Here is a 14799-nt window from a genome sequence, read left to right on the forward strand (position 1 = left end):
TTAACCTTAACGTTAATCGCGTAAAAGTGATGCTGCAGAAGAGTGACATAAAATAACGGTTTATATCACTGCTTCATTAGAGAGCATAACGTCGGTGTTTACGAAGCTGACATAAGGTCAGAATCTCATTTTTTTCATCATCTGATGCCTGGTGCCAGTTTAGAATCTCTTCAAGTGAACGATAACACCCCATACAGATGTCTTTTTCATCTAAACAGCAGTTGCGGACACAAGGAGAGTTCGCAACTTCAGATGCACTGCTGAAATTAGATTTTGTCATATGGGCTACTCAAAATGACTGTATTAGAATAGTAAAGGCGCCTCAGAGTTAACTTCGCTTCAGAAACATACCCGCGTTAAAAACCTTCAATCAAACCAGCAATACTTCGATACTAGCAAAATTACAGCTTTAGTCCCGGTCTTTAGGGATCAAGTAAGAGTGCTTTCCAGATAATTGACTGAATCATAGCTACTATCAACCGTATACCCATAGGCTAGCTGAATATTCATCTTCTTGCCTATCTGATGCCTTGTTTAATCAGGCTCAAATTCTGGTAGACACTTTTAAAGTAAGCAAGGCTAGAGGGCGAGTGTAAGCATAGTAGTAACGACTCGGATTAAAATACTGAGCAGCAAGGGGGTCGATAGAAAAGGCCTGGATAGAGAACCCATTTTTTGATTTATAAAGCGCTCAAAGTATCTATATATCGAATAAAAACGAATTATATATTGCTATATCGCGATTTAACGATATTATGATTGAGAGATAAACGCTATAGAGGAATTGTATGAGCTCTACCGAACTCGATGAGATGATCAAAGCGCTGTCGCACCCGGTGCGTAGAGATATTCTAAATTGGTTAAAACAACCTGAGCTGTATTTTTCAGATCAGGAGCACCCACTAAGTTTCGGCGTTTGTGCGGGTTTGATCGACCAGAAAACAGGTCTGTCACAGTCCACAGTTTCAGCTCATCTTGCAACTCTGCAGCGGGCTGGTTTTATCAGTAGAAAAAAAGTAGGTCAGTGGAATTTCTTCGCCCGTAATGAAGAGATTATTAAGCAATTTTTGTCGCGTTTAAATGAACAGCTTTAATTGAATAACTTTTATTAATGCTTTTCTTCAGACCCGCTCTTAACAAATTACCGGAGTTATCGATGCCAACTTTATTTGATCCAGTTACTTTGGGTGATCTGACCCTGAAAAACCGTATTGTAATGTCACCTTTAACCCGTGGCCGTGCGGATGAAGGGCGGGTGCCAAACGCATTAATGGCTGAGTATTATGCCCAGCGTAGCAGTGCCGGTCTGATTCTCTCTGAAGCAACCTCGGTTACACCTATGGGGATAGGTTACCCTAATACACCGGGAATCTGGTCTGATGAGCAGGTGCAAGGCTGGAAGCTGGTCACCGATGCTATCCATCAGGCGGGTGGACGTATATTTCTTCAACTATGGCATGTAGGTCGCGTGTCAGACCCTATTTATTTGAATGGTGAGTTGCCGGTCGCGCCAAGTGCTGTACGCCCAGAAGGGCATGTCAGTCTGATGCGTCCAATAAAGGATTTCGTACAACCTCGTGCCTTAACACTGAGTGAGATTAAAGAGGTTGTAGAAACGTTTCGTCAGGGTGCGATTAATGCAAAAGCCGCCGGTTTTGACGGTGTACATGTGCATGGGGCGAACGGTTATCTGCTGGATCAGTTCCTGCAGGATAAAACTAACCTGCGGGATGATGAGTACGGTGGTTCACTGGAAAATCGTGCCCGCCTGTTATTAGAAGTTACGGATGCTTGTATCGATGTTTGGGATAAGGATCGGGTTGCTGTACATCTGTCTCCACGGATGGATGCTCATGATATGGGCGACTCAAACCCTGTCGAGACCTTTAGCTATGTAGCGACTGAGCTGGGTAAACGGAGCATCGCCTTTATTTCGACCCGTGAACATGATGCAGAGGACAGCTTAACGCCATTGTTAAAAGAGTTGTTTGCTGGCCCGGTAATCGCTAATGAACAGTTCAATAAGGTTAAGGGTAATCAGTGGTTGGCGGATGGTAAAGCCGATGCTATTGCGTTCGGTGTACCATTTATTGCCAATCCGGATCTGCCAAAACGTCTGGAATTGGATGAGGAACAGAACACGCCGCGCCCCGAACTGTTTCATGTCCAGGGAGCAGAGGGCTACACGGATTACCCATCGCTGGGATGAGTCAGTCTGTTGAGTGAATAAAAAGGCCTGCTTGATGCAGGCCTTTTTTTATATAAATAAGCATTGTTTTAGTTGTATAAGCGCTGATAATCCAGCTCAATATGAGCGTTACTATGCGCTGTGCACCGATCCGAATTTGATTCAGTCGGATTTGAATATTGAAAACTATTAGCTGAAGAGAAAAACGAAAAATATTCTTATGGAAAATAATATCCTGGCGACTATCGAGTGGCTACAACTGTTGGGTAGTACCCCTCTGGAAATTATAGCAACTGTGAGCGCTATTCTGGGGGTTATTCTGATTGCCCGGCAGAGCATTTGGGGTTGGCCGTTGGGTATCCTGTGGGCGTCAATCTCCGCATGGTTGGCGATTACCGAGTGGCAGTTAGTTTCCGATGGCATTCTTTACCTTACTTATATCCCGATTCAGCTGTACTGCTGGAGGGTCTGGGCTAAAGGGAGTGCGGCTCGAGAGGAGGCCTCTTTTGTTCCGGTATGGCTAGCCAGAGATAAGCAGTTGGCTCTGTTTTTTGCCACAGTTCTCTGTATCGCTGGGTGGGGCTTTGGTATAACGGCATTGGCAGCAAAGGTTAGTTGGATTCCTCAACCCTCGTTGTTGTGGCTTGATTCTGTCACTACCGTATTAAGCTTTTTTGCTCAGTTCCTTCAGGCACGTAAACGGATGGAAAACTGGGTCGGCTGGTGTATCGTCAATGTGCTTGGTATTTACATCTACTGGGTTAAAGGCGCGCCTATATACTCCTTCCAATATGCAATTTTTCTGGGTCTGGGGATCTATGGCTGGATTCAGTGGCACAGGTCTCTTAAAGCTCAACCCTTGGCGAGCGACCTTTCCTAATGAGGATTGTTATTACAGGTGCGGAATCATCCGGGAAAAGTACTATTGCAGAGCACCTGGGCAGACAATTCAATCTGCCTTATGCACTGGAGTATGCTCGCTGTTATCTGGAAGAAAATGGCCCTGACTATGACCTTGAACTGCTGATTCGATTGAGCGGATTACATCGGGACTATCAACAGACAGAGGTTGATCCTGTTGCGCCAATGGGTATTTTCGATACTGATATGATCAATTATAAAATCTGGGCTGAAGAGGTTTTTGGGCATTGCCCTGGGCAGATTATCGAGGGGATTGAGAAAGAGTCATCCCACGTCTATCTGCTATGTATGCCCGATCTTCCCTGGAAGCCTGACTTGTTGCGGGAGAACCCAGACGATCGTGAGATGCTTTATCAGCGCCATTTGAGTGAGATTAAGCGGCTTAACCGGCCCTATGCGGTAGTGGAGGGGGTGGAGGGGGTGGGTCTGCAACGATTAGCGAATGCTGAAGCGGCTGTAGAGTGTCTGATGGCAGAGCAGGCGGCTAAAGCCTAAGCCTATTTAGAGTATATAACTGTTCTTTAGCCATAAAAAAACGCACCGAGGTGCGTTTTTTGAGAGTCAGTTATCGGCTAAATCGTCTGCTTAATCGCAGGACTTAATAGCCGTGCTTGCCAGTAGTACTTACTAGCAGTGCTTAGAAGTCGTACTTTGACGCAGTGTAGATCTTGAATGCTTTTTCCCAGATCTCGCCAACTTCGCCATTACCGACAGGCTTTCCATCCAGTTTAGTGACCGGCGCGATCTCTTTAGATGAGCTGGAAACCCAAAGTTCATCAGCATTTTGTGCTTCTTCCAGAGTGATAATACGCTCTTCAACCTTCAGGGAACCATCTGCTTTGAGGCTATCGATGATGATGCGACGGGTGATACCCGGCAGGATCTGGTTGTCCTGAATCGGGGTCGCAATCACGCCATCTTTAACGATAAATACGTTACATGAGCTGGCTTCGGTCAGCTCGCCTTTAGCGTTGAAAAGCAGGGCTTCGTCGTTACCGGTAGAGTAGCCTTCCTGGAAATGGATAACGTTGCCTAGCAGTGCAGTCGATTTTATGTGGCAGCGCTGCCAGCGTAGGTCTTCAGTCGAAACCATGCTGTATTGGTGTACTTGACTACGATCAGCTGGCTCAGGATCTTTGATAGCGAAGGCGAAACAGAAGATAGTTGGCTCTACACCTTCTGGATACGCATGGTAACGCTTAACGTCAGTACCACGAGACACGTGAACGTATACACCCAGGTTTGTACCCAGGTCGCTGTTTTTAGCAATCAGATCGCTCAGTAGGGTTTTCCACTCGTCAGCGGTGTGACTATTCTTGATCTCGATCTCAGTAAGGCCGTTGATCATACGGTTGATATGGGGCATCAGGCCTACAGATTTACCGTTGTAATACGGAATTACTTCGTAGATACCGTCGCCAAACAGAAAGCCGCGATCCATTGGTGAGATGCGGGCTTCTTCTAGTGGCAGGTATTCGCCATTAAGGTATGCAATGCTCATATTAACCTTCCTTTAAACGTGTGTGAGACCCTGCTTAAGTGTAAACCCCGACTCGAATATAGCCAGGTGGTGAAGTCTTAATGCATGGTCCGGAATACTATGACTCTGTGTTGCTGATTTAACTTGATCGGGTATCGATCTGAGGACAGCGATAGAGTCATGCAATTTTGCAGAAAACCGGGCAGGTTTACTGCGGTCTGGTTTTTCTATGGAGGTCAGTTTCTTAGAAAAGAGGAATAGTTTCAATAGCTTTAAAAAGATAAGAAAAAAAATCTGTATATGTTTATCAAACAGAAATAAATAGCGTTATATACAGGGTTTTAGTTATAAGTCCTGTCTATGTTTTTGGTCGTTTTGGCGCAAGCTTAATGGCCTAGACTGTAGTGATAATAATTTCACGGCCGCTTTGGGCTAACAGCTGGGGAAGAATCCGGTCATCATCTAGCCGCCAGCAGGCACAGAATGCAAGTTCCGGTGGTTTAGGGCCGGGGCTGAACTCTACTAACATTCCTTTTGCCAGGTGTTCTTTTACAATTGGCGCGGGTAAGAGCGCCATTCCTGCTCCCTGAAGCGTGAGTGTCAGCAAGTTGGCGACAGAACTACAGGTATGAAAGACAGGCGTTTCATCAAGGGGCCGAAACAGCTGTTGCAGATAGTCCCAGGGCCGGGTGTCACGGGGAAAGCTTAGAATTGGGGAGTGGCTGAGTTCTTCTATGCTGGTGACGGGGTTTTCAGCGAGTCGCTCCGGTGTCGCGACCCAGTGTTGAGGGTAACTACATAAGGGCTCTGTCACCAGTTCGGGCTGGTCGTTATTTCCAGCCACCATCAGAGCCAGGTCCAGTTGGTTCTCTTGCAATTGACGAGTCAGAGTCGGTGTTACATCACTGATCAACTCAAATGACATTAAAGGATGCTGTTGCTGCCAGTGTTTCAGTAATGGAGAAAGATATAGATTCGCCAGTGTGTCGGTAATGCCGATACGCAGCGTGCCCTTTTGCGGGTTTTGATCGCTGATTTGCTGCTTCATCTCCTGACTGATTGCCAGTAGTTTCTTTGCATAGGGAAGTAGCTGTACACCACGGGAAGAGAGTCGGGTGCCGCTCTTATCACGAATAAAAAGCTGGGTCCCCAGTTCCTCTTCAAGTGTGTTAATGCGTGCTGATATAGCCGGTTGAGTGGCATGCAGTTGTTGGGCGGCAGCGTGGAAACTTCCCAGACTCGCTACTTTGATAAAAGTGTTCAGGTTTCTCAGGCGCATGGGGATAATACTCGTGTAATCATCGAGTCAACTATATAGAAGCCTGCCGGCGGTGCAAACTTTTAGATGTTGTGAAGCGGAAGGCAGGTGGAGAATTTAATCTCCTCCATGGCAAAGCTGGAAGTTACATCGGTTAAACCATTTATTTCAGTAATGAGCTTTTTATAGAAACGGTCAAAAGATTCGATATCTTTAGTGGCGACTCTTAACAGGTAATCCCACTCACCGGCCATTCGGTAGCATTCCATCACCTCATCAAAACCAGTGATGCTTTCAGCAAAGCGCGCCAGCCACAGGTCTTCATGATTGTGGGTTTTCAAGTGGACAAAAACAGAAACCCCCGCACCTACTTTTGCACTGTTCAACAGTGCTACCCGAGCTTTGATGACGCCGGTATCCTCAAGCTTTTTAATGCGTTTCCAACAGGGGGTTGTTGAGAGGTTAACCCGTTCAGCTATGTCATTAACCGACAGGGTCGTATCCTGCTGTAGTAGGTTAAGTATTTTCTTATCTACGCTATCCATAAAAATATTTATCCTAAAATGATAATAGATGAGAAAATTATTCTATATATTGGCGATTTAATCCAGAAAAAGACAAAAACTTTCTATCAGCACAGTTCTATACTTTGTGTGTTGAATAATTGAGTTGAATAATTGAGTTGAGGAATTGCCGATATGACGAGCTGGGTACAAGAGGCGGTAGCCCTGATTCAGGCCGACGCACAGCGTTCTGCTGATACGCATCTAATTAAGCTGGATGTGCCGGGTCTGGTTGGAATCGACCTGTATTTGAAGGATGAGAGCAGTCACCCTACCGGAAGCCTGAAACACCGGTTAGCCCGCTCTCTGTTTCTCTATGCGTTATGTAATGGACAGATTAGCAATCAGACAACCGTGATCGAGGCTTCTTCGGGAAGTACTGCTGTCTCAGAAGCCTACTTTGCTCGTATGATTGGTGTGCCATTTGTAGCGGTAATGCCGCGTAAGACCGCCGTAGCTAAAATCAAGCAAGTCGAATTTTATGGTGGTCGTTGTCATTACGTCGATTGCCCCACTCAGATGCATGATGCCGCGGTGATGTTAGCGCAAGAATGTAATGGCCATTTCATGGATCAGTTCCGTTATGCTGAGCGGGCTACCGACTGGCGGGGTAATAGCAATATTGCTGAGAGTATCTTTCGGCAGATGAGCCAGGAGCCTCATCCGGTGCCTGCTGCCATCGTTATGAGTGCCGGTACCGGTGGAACAACAGCGACTTTAGGGCGTTATATTCGCTATAAAGGATTGGATACAGAACTGATGGCCGTCGACCCTGAAAACTCAGTATTCTATGACGTTTGGCGAACCGGTGATCGTTCGATTGAAATTGCTAAAGGGGGGCGAATTGAAGGAATCGGGCGCCCTCGGGCGGAGGAGTCGTTTCAACCTACAGTGATCGACCGGATGATCAAAGTACCTGATGGGGCTTCGGTTGCTGCGATGCGCTGGCTGGAACAGCAAACAGGTCGCAGAGCAGGGGCGTCAACCGGAACCAACCTTTGGGGTATGTTGACGCTTGCAGCGGAGATGCATCAGCGGGGCGAAAAGGGCTCTCTGGTTACGCTTATCTGTGATAGCGGTGAGCGCTACCTGGATAGCTATTATGATGCGCAATGGGTGGCACAAAATATTGGCGATATCTCTCTTTATCAGGAACCTCTGAAAGTGATGACGGGGGGATAGATTTTTTAGAGGAGTCGGTCAGGGGGCAACTCGTTCTTCGCTGCAATTTTCAGACATAAAAAAACCGCCATACGGCGGTTTCTTATTTGTATCAGTGGTTAGTCGTTATAACCAATCAGTCCACGCAGTTCTTTTATAACACTGATCCCTTCATCAACCGGCAGACCATCTTCGGTGAGTTCGTTGATGCGGGTAACGCCATCAACACTACCAAGCTTGGACAGGTATTCAAGGATCGCTAATGGTTCGAACTCACCTAGCAGATCGCGGCCACTCCAGAGACTGAAGAATGTGATCAGGCCATATGCTCCCCAGTTAGATACATCGGCGATCAGTAGCTCATCAACGCAGGTTGCCGCCGCGTTGATATCCAGATCTTTAAGCGCTTCAGTAATGTTACCCATACCAATTTCGTTGCCACCATCGCCGATACCAATCGTCGGGCACTTAGCGTTGTTAACAAAGGTATCGAAACAAGCGGTGCGTTCACTGATGCTCTCGCCGCGCATATTGTAATAGCCCCCATCTGCTGCCTGTCCCGGGCGTTCGATAGATAACACGGCATCTGGGTTATAGTTGTACAGTGCCTTGAAAGCTTCAAGGGTACGTTCCTGATGTTCGCCAACGCGGATTTCATGTACCCGGTAGTTGTCCATCAGTGCCTGAGATACCGGCGGTCCACAAACGATAACCGGTGTGGCACCGAGTTTTTCCAATGCTTCGTAGAGCGCAATAGCGCCAACGGGGCCATCGGTTTCAAAGGTGTCGACTACAGGAAAGCCGGTACCAATCAGTACATGGCCTTTACACTTATAAAGTGTGCGTGCAGCGCGCAGGTAGTAGCCTGTAGAAAGAGCAGGCTGAACGGTTTTCATGCCGCGCAGGTTGCGGGAAACCAGTAGGTCTTCTACCTGAAGGCTCAGGGCTGATTCGTTGATCTGATTCTTAGACATCGAGAGTTCTCTCTTTAAAAATTCTGTTCGTAGCCATTAATACAGACTCAGCTATAAGTACTTATCTATAGGTACTCATCTACAAGAGCCTGGCTGTTTGCTTAATCGATGGCTTCCGGCTCGGTATTGTTAAACCGAACATGGGCCAGGCAATGTAGGTTATGGGCATCATCGATACTGATCTCCTCGAATGATATTCGAGAGCCTGGGAGTAACTGAGCCATTCGGGCTGTATCCATTGCGATCATTGAGCCTATCTTCGGATAGCCGCCGATCGTCTGTCGATCATTAAGCAATACGATCGGTTGACCATCGGCCGGAATCTGTATCGCTCCGTGGCAGATACCTTCAGATAAAATGCCATCAATCGCCGGTTTAACTTCAGGGCCTTCCAATCGGTAGCCCATGCGGTCAGCACGATCAGTAACCTTGTATTCGCTACTGAAAAACAATCGTTTTTGGTAATCGCTGAAAGCCTGTTGCTGATAACCGGTAATCACCCTTAGGGATATGTCGTCGAAGTAGTCGGGACGATGTTCGTCAGGTAGGCGGAAACCACGATGATCTACAGGTGGATTGCAATGTAGATAATCACCCTGTTGGAGCTTTTCACCGGTAAAACCGCCGATGCCTTCGCGGGTAACTGTCGCGCTGCTGGAAAAACTGTGCTCTACCTGAAAGCCACCGCTGACGGCCAGGTAAGCACGTGCACCTTGTGTCGAGAAACTGACTTCGATTTTATCGCCTGCTTTGATCTTGTGAGCGTGCCAGCGATCTTGTTCAATACCGTTGATCTTCAGGGGCATCTCGGCGCCGGCCAGCACGATCTGGGCATCAGTCTCAGCTTGCATCACCAAACCGCCAAAACTAATCTCCAGGGTGGTGCTGTTCATTGGGTTATCAACCAGACGGTTAGCCCATTTGAACGCCAGACTATCCAATGGACCACCGGTGGTCAGGCCGATGCGATGGTGACCGAAACGGCCGGCATCCTGGATCAGGGTAAGCAGACCCGGTTGAATAACTTTAAAACCGCTCATTTTATCTCTCCCAGTTCACCACCCAGAGAGAAAAACTCATCACGGCTGATCGGGTTGAATTTAATGCGGTCTCCTACCTGAACGGGCATGGTAGGTTTAGCTTCTGGGTCAAACATACGCGTAGGACAAAGTCCGATCAGATTCCAGCCGCCGGGAGATATCGCCGGATAAACAGCGGTCTGACGGTCAGCAATAGCGATAGCGCCACGGGGAACCTTCATTCTCGGTGTAGAAAGGCGTGGAGCGGCAATTCGTTCATCGACTTCGCCAAGGTATGCGAACCCCGGTGCAAAGCCGATGGCGTAGACCCGATATTCCATTTCGCTATGTAACTTAATTACTTCATCAGCACTGAGCCCGGCCCGTTGAGCCAGAGCATCAAGATCGGGGCCAGATTCACTGCTGTAATATGCAGGCAGGATAACCAGATTCCCCTCTGCGTTAACGGCATCGCTCAATTGGTTAAGTACCTTGCGTATGGTACTGCGTACTTCCAGGTGGTCAGTTGCCAACTGATCATAGATCACCAGCAATGACGCATAGGAAGGCACCATATCGATCAGCTTGCCATTTAACTCAGTCTCAAGAATGGTGACCGCTTGTTGGACCCGTGCCGACACGCTTGGATCGGTCTTTTCACCAAAGTAGATGATCAGAGCATTTTCGCCTGCCACTTCGATGCGGATGCTTTTGTCTGCCATGCTAATCATTGGCGGATCAACTCTCTAATTTCCTCAATAGCATTAACGCCGTCCATATTGTCACCATGTACACAAAGGGTATCAGCGCGCAGGTTTAAGGTATGCCCGCTAACGGTAGTGACGGTACCTTGTTCTTTAAGCTGTTTAACCTGAGTTAGCATCTTCTCTTTGGTGTGAACGGCTCCTGGCTTGGTGCGGGCTAATAACTTGCCGTCGTCGTCGTAACAGCGGTCGGCAAAGATCTCAAACCAAAGCTCTATACCGGCGGCTTTAGCTTCCTCAAGGTGCTGCTCAAATTGAGGCGTGCTCTGAAGCATCAGAACCAGTGGACGGTGATACTCGGCGACGGCCTGCATGATGGTTTGGCGTATGGAAGCGTCAGCCATCATATCGTTGTACATAGCGCCGTGAGGCTTAACGTAGCTCAGAGTCATACCCTGAGTTAATGCCATTCCATCGATAGCTGCGATCTGGTACTGCACCATCGCTTTTAATTCTGCCGCAGAGGCTTTAATACTACGACGACCAAAACCGACAAGATCTGGGTAACCGGGGTGTGCGCCAATAGTGACACTGTTATCTTTGGCCAGCGTCAGTGTCTTCTGTAACACTAGCGGGTCGCCAGCGTGAAAACCACAGGCGATATTTGCCTGGTCTATGTGCGGCATTACTGCTTCATCAAGACCCATTTTCCAGGAGCCAAAGCTTTCACCTAAGTCACAATTCAGACGTAAAGACATAGTTGATTCTCCTTTACAGTATAGCCAGACGGCTGTTTGGCAGATCGGTTATCAGCATATGCCCCGGGCTGTGGGTGATACAGAATTCCGGCTTGGCTTGCTCAATGGCCACTTGTGGTGTTACCCCGCAAGCCCAGAATACTGGAAGTTCACCCTCTTTGATGGTAACGGCATCGCCAAAGTCAGGTGAGTTTATATCGGTGATTCCGATCTGAGACGGATCGCCCAAGTGAAGAGGTGCGCCATGTACTGATGGGAAGCGGGTGCAGATTTGTACAGCACGAATTGCATCAGCCGCTTTCATTGGACGCATACTCACGACGGTGGTGCCGCTGAAGCGTCCCGCACTTTTACACTCAATGTTGGTGCGGTACATAGGTACGTTGACACCTTCGGTGATATTACGTACTTCCAGTCCGTCGGCGATCAACGCTTCTTCAAAAGAGAATGAACAGCCTAATACAAAGGTCACCAGATCATCACGCCAGAAAGGTGTCAGGTCAGCGACTTCCTGGGTCAGTATGCCCTTTTCGTAGATACGGTATCTCGGTACATCGCTGCGGATATCAATCTCTTGGCCGAGGTCTGGCAGCATAAATTCGCCTGGCTGGCTGGACATGCCAACAATCGGGCAAGGTTTTGGGTTCTTTTGGCAGAACTGGAGAAAGTCATTAGCCCATTCTTTTGGCATAATCGCGAGGTTTCCCTGTACAAAACCCTGTCCGAATCCAGACGTATTACCGGTAAAATCGCCGTTGCGAATCTGCTGGCGGATCTCAAAAGGAGTCATCTCTTTGTTCATCAGTTTTACCTTTATTCTGCGGGTCGCAATGCGACGCTCTTTTGTGACTTTGTTTTCCTGCATTTAAAGAATGCGGGACAACGACAGCCTGATAATTGAATCCTATCAGGCTAAACTGCCGGTAGAACAGAGTATAAGCTTAGACCCTGTTGGAAAAAATGGAGCTAAAAGTAGAGCTCTAACGTCGAAGGAAATGCCAGGTGGCTGGGGTAGGGGGAGGCTGGTCAGGATCGCTGACCAGCCGGTTAACTAAAATCTAGAGGTATTTAGAAGTCAGTCAAAACCTGTAGTCGCTTACTGATTGGCCATCCACTCTGTCACCTGGGCTTTAGTACGTCCGAAAAAGACGACGCGGGCTGTAGCGCTCAGGCCTCCGTTATAACCGATAGTACGACGGTATACCCACCAGCTATTTACCGCCTGTTCAACGATTTCATCAACATGGCGAAGTTGTTGAAACTTGTTCAGTGAGATCATTGTGCTCATGAGTGGACCATACTCTCTTTAAATTCATGGTTGTGTGAATATGTAGTTATTGTCGTCCTACCATCGAATTCTGTCTAATGAATAATCGCTTACAGATCTGATAACAAATTCTTATCAGATCTGTAGTTTCAACCTGATCACGTTTAGTTAGTTGTGGGTTTGCTTGGTCGTCATTAGGAAGGGGGTGAACTAGAGGCGGAGAGACAGGGGTCAGATCATTTTATCTGTGATTTCAGTCACCCAGGCCAGACTCTCGATATAGGATTTGCTGAGATCTTGTTCTGAGTGTTGGGAAGATAATTTGTTCCAGTGCCCCTGAATCAAATTATCAACACAGCATAGTAAGTCCCCGTAAGGGCCCTCACTCATTAGAATGGCTTTCTCAATATCATCACTCAGGAATACCTGATCCAGAATTTCTTCCATTGGGATATCAAGCAGGGCATCAAGACCGGAAACGACACCCATCATAAAGGCTGTTGAACCAGACATTCCAGGAATGTTTTCAGCCAAAAGTTCACACATGCGGGCGCGGATAAGTGTATGACGGGTCAGTTCTTCGGGCTTTCCCGTTTGATCTGAAAAAGCGATCAAAGCACACCAGCGTTTTATCTCAGATATTCCCAGTAATATGATCGCTTCTTCAAGGCTGTCTATCTTTCTGGTCAGATTGTAGAAAGAGGAATTAACGATTCGAAGAATCCTGAATGTGAGTTGAGGGTCTTTTTTAATCACCAACTCAATACTGGCGGGTGTTACATCGGCTTCCGCCAGAACTGACATCAGTTCGACCATGACTATTTCACTGGAGTTCAGCTGTTTACCTTCAACAAGTTGGGGGCGGCAAAGGAAGTAGCCTTGGAAGAGTTTAAACCCCAGTGCCTGGCAACGTTCGAATTCAGCGTGTGTTTCTATCTTCTCAGCTAACAAAGTGACATCGAAAGGCTTAAGGATTTCTACATGCCTGACGAGTTCTTCGTCAGTCATTTCGAGTATGTCTAATTTGACGATATGCGCCATACGAATGATCGGGTCATATTCGGGACTATAGATAAAGTCGTCTAGAGCAACTCTATACCCTTCATCTACAAAACGTTGAATGCCGGAAATTAGCTCGTCATCGACCTTCATGCCCTCGAGGATTTCCAGCACTATATGTTCGCGGGAAAGTTCAGGCATGCGATCAGATTTCACCATCTCTTTGGTTAGATTGATGAAGGCAGGAAGCTTGGTCAGTTTGCCGGACTGATAGATACTGGTGTAATTATTAAGTAAAACTTGGCTGGTGGCACTATTGCCATCACTAATCAGATTGTTTTGTAGACTGTCTTTTGAACGGTATAACAATTCATAAGCTACAACGTTTAGGTGCTGATTATAAATTGGCTGGCGGGCCATTAGTATATCCTGCGCCATAAACAGCTCCTGCTTTGTGGACTTAATCAATAATGTACGTTGTAAGTAAGCCCTGTCTACGGGTGGCTAGAATTGAGTATAGCGATTTTTTATTAGGTTAGGGCCTTTATTATCCCCGGATTGTGTATTTATTAAGCGACAGGATGAGAGGAACACAGATCGCAAATTTCTTCACCTCATTCAGGTTGTCAGAACTGACACAATTGCTATGATGGGCCACTATATTGATACTTTTTAAGGATCGAATATCGTGAAAGCAACCATTGTTAAATCTGCTTTGCTGGCTTTTTTATGTCTGTTCTCCTTCGTAAGTCATGCGTTTGAGTATTTTGTCGTTAACCAAACCGCTAAGGTGTTTTCTGCTCCTGATAGTCATAAGGTCTTAACGCAGCTTAGTAAGGGGAGTTTTCTGCTGGAGATTGATAAGCAGGGGACCTGGTCTAAAGTTTTTTTTCTGACGGCTGAAAAGCAGGCCCTTAAAGGTTGGATTTTAAGTGAACATCTCTCAGCACAACAGCAGGGAGCAAGTCAGCCCGTTAGTGAAGATAGCGGGAAATATTATACAGTCGCTGTTAACGTACTCCGGTTGCGAAGAGGGCCCGGTGGTGACCAGCCTATTGTCGGTGGTTTGAAGCGTGATCAGATGGTAAAGCAACTGCATCGTGAAGGTAAATGGGTAAAAGTCAGGTATCGCAATGAGTCAGGTAATACTGCCCAGGCATGGACTGCTTCACAATTTTTAAAGTCGGTTAAAGTGATGCCAGAGGGTAAAACATCTAATTTAGCCTCTACACAGTTATTGACTGAACCTGATGCTGGTAACGGTTTGTTTAGGGTTAAAGGCACGCAAGTTAATTTCCGTTCGGGCCCGGGAGTCGAGTATCGGGTGATTGGTCAGCTGAGTAAGCCACAACAGGTCGAAGTGATTGCCAGCCAGGGAGAGTGGAAGAAAATCCGTGTCGATCCAAATGGTAAAGACGTTACCGGTTGGATTATCGAACGGTTACTTGAGCCGCGATGAGGGTTTATAGTAACTTATCCGGTTAACAGAAATAAAAAAGGCTGAACA

The 14799-nt window shown here is 47.1% G+C and carries 17 protein-coding genes; 6 read left to right on the top strand and 11 right to left on the bottom strand.

What is annotated here, in order from left to right; translation table 11 throughout:
- Positions 1-76 precede the first annotated feature (76 nt).
- Entirely contained in the window at positions 77-280 is a 204-nt protein-coding gene (locus tag QZZ54_RS04970) for a DUF1289 domain-containing protein (protein WP_290699706.1), read from the bottom strand.
- Positions 281-788: 508 nt separating this feature from the next.
- On the opposite strand from QZZ54_RS04970, the gene QZZ54_RS04975 reads away from it, so the two are divergent.
- From QZZ54_RS04975 to QZZ54_RS04990, 4 genes are all read left to right on the top strand, one after another.
- The gene (locus tag QZZ54_RS04975; RefSeq protein WP_290699708.1) at positions 789-1094 is read left to right on the top strand and encodes a helix-turn-helix transcriptional regulator; all 306 of its coding nucleotides are present in this window, start codon (positions 789-791) and stop codon (positions 1092-1094) included.
- A gap of 62 nt (positions 1095-1156) precedes the next feature.
- Positions 1157-2209, top strand: a complete 1053-nt coding sequence (locus QZZ54_RS04980) for an alkene reductase (RefSeq protein ID WP_290699710.1) — start codon at positions 1157-1159, stop codon at positions 2207-2209.
- Positions 2210-2408: 199 nt separating this feature from the next.
- On the top strand, positions 2409-3068 hold the full coding sequence (pnuC, locus tag QZZ54_RS04985) for a nicotinamide riboside transporter PnuC (RefSeq protein WP_290699713.1): 660 nt from the start codon (positions 2409-2411) through the stop codon (positions 3066-3068).
- Positions 3068-3604, top strand: coding sequence for an ATP-binding protein (locus QZZ54_RS04990; RefSeq protein ID WP_290699716.1), 537 nt, complete (start codon positions 3068-3070; stop codon positions 3602-3604). Before pnuC ends, QZZ54_RS04990 begins: the two co-directional genes overlap by 1 nt.
- 142 nt (positions 3605-3746) lie before the next feature.
- Here the strand turns inward: QZZ54_RS04990 and QZZ54_RS04995 are convergent, their stop codons facing one another.
- The 3 genes from QZZ54_RS04995 to QZZ54_RS05005 form a co-directional block, all read right to left on the bottom strand.
- Positions 3747-4610: an aminotransferase class IV gene (locus QZZ54_RS04995; RefSeq protein WP_290699719.1), complete on the bottom strand. Its 864-nt coding sequence runs from the start codon at positions 4608-4610 to the stop codon at positions 3747-3749.
- 373 nt (positions 4611-4983) lie between these two features.
- Positions 4984-5868, bottom strand: coding sequence for a LysR family transcriptional regulator (locus QZZ54_RS05000; RefSeq protein WP_290699722.1), 885 nt, complete (start codon positions 5866-5868; stop codon positions 4984-4986).
- Positions 5869-5930: 62 nt separating this feature from the next.
- Positions 5931-6392: an Lrp/AsnC family transcriptional regulator gene (locus tag QZZ54_RS05005; RefSeq protein WP_290699725.1), complete on the bottom strand. Its 462-nt coding sequence runs from the start codon at positions 6390-6392 to the stop codon at positions 5931-5933.
- A 153-nt stretch (positions 6393-6545) separates the two neighbouring features.
- Between QZZ54_RS05005 and QZZ54_RS05010 the strand changes: the two genes are divergently transcribed.
- Positions 6546-7592, top strand: coding sequence for a PLP-dependent cysteine synthase family protein (locus QZZ54_RS05010; RefSeq protein ID WP_290699728.1), 1047 nt, complete (start codon positions 6546-6548; stop codon positions 7590-7592).
- A 98-nt stretch (positions 7593-7690) separates the two neighbouring features.
- Here QZZ54_RS05010 and QZZ54_RS05015 read toward each other — a convergent pair whose 3' ends face one another.
- From QZZ54_RS05015 to QZZ54_RS05045, 7 genes are all read right to left on the bottom strand, one after another.
- Positions 7691-8545 carry a DUF4392 domain-containing protein gene (locus QZZ54_RS05015; protein WP_290699731.1) on the bottom strand — a complete coding sequence of 285 codons (855 nt, stop codon included), beginning with the start codon at positions 8543-8545 and terminating at the stop codon, positions 7691-7693.
- A gap of 101 nt (positions 8546-8646) precedes the next feature.
- Positions 8647-9585, bottom strand: coding sequence for a biotin-dependent carboxyltransferase family protein (locus tag QZZ54_RS05020; protein WP_290699733.1), 939 nt, complete (start codon positions 9583-9585; stop codon positions 8647-8649).
- The gene (gene pxpB, locus QZZ54_RS05025) at positions 9582-10295 is read right to left on the bottom strand and encodes a 5-oxoprolinase subunit PxpB (protein WP_290699736.1); all 714 of its coding nucleotides are present in this window, start codon (positions 10293-10295) and stop codon (positions 9582-9584) included. The genes QZZ54_RS05020 and pxpB overlap by 4 nt, the downstream gene beginning before the upstream one ends.
- Positions 10292-11026, bottom strand: a complete 735-nt coding sequence (locus QZZ54_RS05030; protein ID WP_290699740.1) for a 5-oxoprolinase subunit PxpA — start codon at positions 11024-11026, stop codon at positions 10292-10294. Before QZZ54_RS05030 ends, pxpB begins: the two co-directional genes overlap by 4 nt.
- A 13-nt stretch (positions 11027-11039) precedes the next feature.
- Complete coding sequence (locus QZZ54_RS05035) at positions 11040-11828, bottom strand: putative hydro-lyase (RefSeq protein WP_290700145.1); 789 nt, start codon at positions 11826-11828, stop codon at positions 11040-11042.
- A 294-nt stretch (positions 11829-12122) separates the two neighbouring features.
- On the bottom strand, positions 12123-12314 hold the full coding sequence (locus QZZ54_RS05040; RefSeq protein WP_290699743.1) for a hypothetical protein: 192 nt from the start codon (positions 12312-12314) through the stop codon (positions 12123-12125).
- A 210-nt stretch (positions 12315-12524) separates the two neighbouring features.
- Positions 12525-13730: an HDOD domain-containing protein gene (locus QZZ54_RS05045; protein ID WP_290699745.1), complete on the bottom strand. Its 1206-nt coding sequence runs from the start codon at positions 13728-13730 to the stop codon at positions 12525-12527.
- Between the two features lie 250 nt (positions 13731-13980).
- On the opposite strand from QZZ54_RS05045, the gene QZZ54_RS05050 reads away from it, so the two are divergent.
- The gene (locus QZZ54_RS05050) at positions 13981-14751 is read left to right on the top strand and encodes an SH3 domain-containing protein (RefSeq protein WP_290699747.1); all 771 of its coding nucleotides are present in this window, start codon (positions 13981-13983) and stop codon (positions 14749-14751) included.
- Positions 14752-14799: the final 48 nt, after the last annotated feature.

The sequence above is a fragment of the Amphritea sp. genome (assembly GCF_016744155.1).
Classification (GTDB): Bacteria; Pseudomonadota; Gammaproteobacteria; order Pseudomonadales; family Balneatricaceae; genus Amphritea.

What these genes read in the sequence shown, in the direction of transcription:
- pnuC (WP_290699713.1), top strand. Translation starts at nt 2,409, where the DNA reads ATGGAAAATAATATCCTGGCGACTATCGAGTGGCTACAACTGTTGGGT.
- QZZ54_RS05030 (WP_290699740.1), bottom strand. Translation starts at nt 11,026, where the DNA reads ATGTCTTTACGTCTGAATTGTGACTTAGGTGAAAGCTTTGGCTCCTGG.
- QZZ54_RS05045 (WP_290699745.1), bottom strand. Translation starts at nt 13,730, where the DNA reads ATGGCGCAGGATATACTAATGGCCCGCCAGCCAATTTATAATCAGCAC.
- pxpB (WP_290699736.1), bottom strand. Translation starts at nt 10,295, where the DNA reads ATGATTAGCATGGCAGACAAAAGCATCCGCATCGAAGTGGCAGGCGAA.
- QZZ54_RS04980 (WP_290699710.1), top strand. Translation starts at nt 1,157, where the DNA reads ATGCCAACTTTATTTGATCCAGTTACTTTGGGTGATCTGACCCTGAAA.
- QZZ54_RS04990 (WP_290699716.1), top strand. Translation starts at nt 3,068, where the DNA reads ATGAGGATTGTTATTACAGGTGCGGAATCATCCGGGAAAAGTACTATT.
- QZZ54_RS04995 (WP_290699719.1), bottom strand. Translation starts at nt 4,610, where the DNA reads ATGAGCATTGCATACCTTAATGGCGAATACCTGCCACTAGAAGAAGCC.
- QZZ54_RS04970 (WP_290699706.1), bottom strand. Translation starts at nt 280, where the DNA reads ATGACAAAATCTAATTTCAGCAGTGCATCTGAAGTTGCGAACTCTCCT.
- QZZ54_RS05020 (WP_290699733.1), bottom strand. Translation starts at nt 9,585, where the DNA reads ATGAGCGGTTTTAAAGTTATTCAACCGGGTCTGCTTACCCTGATCCAG.
- QZZ54_RS05000 (WP_290699722.1), bottom strand. Translation starts at nt 5,868, where the DNA reads ATGCGCCTGAGAAACCTGAACACTTTTATCAAAGTAGCGAGTCTGGGA.
- QZZ54_RS05035 (WP_290700145.1), bottom strand. Translation starts at nt 11,828, where the DNA reads ATGAACAAAGAGATGACTCCTTTTGAGATCCGCCAGCAGATTCGCAAC.
- QZZ54_RS04975 (WP_290699708.1), top strand. Translation starts at nt 789, where the DNA reads ATGAGCTCTACCGAACTCGATGAGATGATCAAAGCGCTGTCGCACCCG.
- QZZ54_RS05040 (WP_290699743.1), bottom strand. Translation starts at nt 12,314, where the DNA reads ATGAGCACAATGATCTCACTGAACAAGTTTCAACAACTTCGCCATGTT.
- QZZ54_RS05010 (WP_290699728.1), top strand. Translation starts at nt 6,546, where the DNA reads ATGACGAGCTGGGTACAAGAGGCGGTAGCCCTGATTCAGGCCGACGCA.
- QZZ54_RS05015 (WP_290699731.1), bottom strand. Translation starts at nt 8,545, where the DNA reads ATGTCTAAGAATCAGATCAACGAATCAGCCCTGAGCCTTCAGGTAGAA.
- QZZ54_RS05005 (WP_290699725.1), bottom strand. Translation starts at nt 6,392, where the DNA reads ATGGATAGCGTAGATAAGAAAATACTTAACCTACTACAGCAGGATACG.